Below are 404 nucleotides of genomic sequence, written 5' to 3' on the forward strand. Positions count from 1 at the left end.
GGCGCATGTGGCGGGTGTGTTGTCGCTGGGGGATGCGTGCCGGTTGGTGCGTGCGCGTGCTGCCTTGATGGACGGGCTGCCGGCGGGTGGGGCGATGCTCGCGGTGTCCGCCGCAGAGGCCGACGTGCGTGCTCTGCTGACGGACGGGGTGTCGATCGCCGCTGTCAACGGGCCGTCGTCGGTGGTGGTGGCGGGCACGGAGGATGCCGTCGGGAGTGTTGCGCGGCGGGTGTCCGAGTTGGGTTGGCGGCACAGGCGGTTGTCGGTGTCGCATGCGTTTCATTCGCCGTTGATGGATCCGATGTTGGAGGAGTTCGCGGCGGCGCTTGAGGGGATCGAGTTCCGTGAGCCGGTGATCCGGCTGGTGTCGGGTGATCCGACGGATCCGGCGTATTGGGTTCGGC

At 68.8% G+C, this 404-nt stretch carries 1 protein-coding gene; it reads left to right on the forward strand.

Going from position 1 to position 404, the window contains the following annotated elements; all coding sequences use genetic code 11:
• Positions 1-46: 46 nt before the first annotated feature.
• Positions 47-404, forward strand: a 358-nt coding sequence (locus IO36_RS36075) for an acyltransferase domain-containing protein (RefSeq protein WP_342455140.1), incomplete at its 3' end; no start/stop codon positions are given.

It is taken from the genome of Streptomyces aureus (assembly GCF_000725495.1).
Lineage (GTDB): Bacteria > Actinomycetota > Actinomycetes > Streptomycetales > Streptomycetaceae > Streptomyces > Streptomyces aureus_B.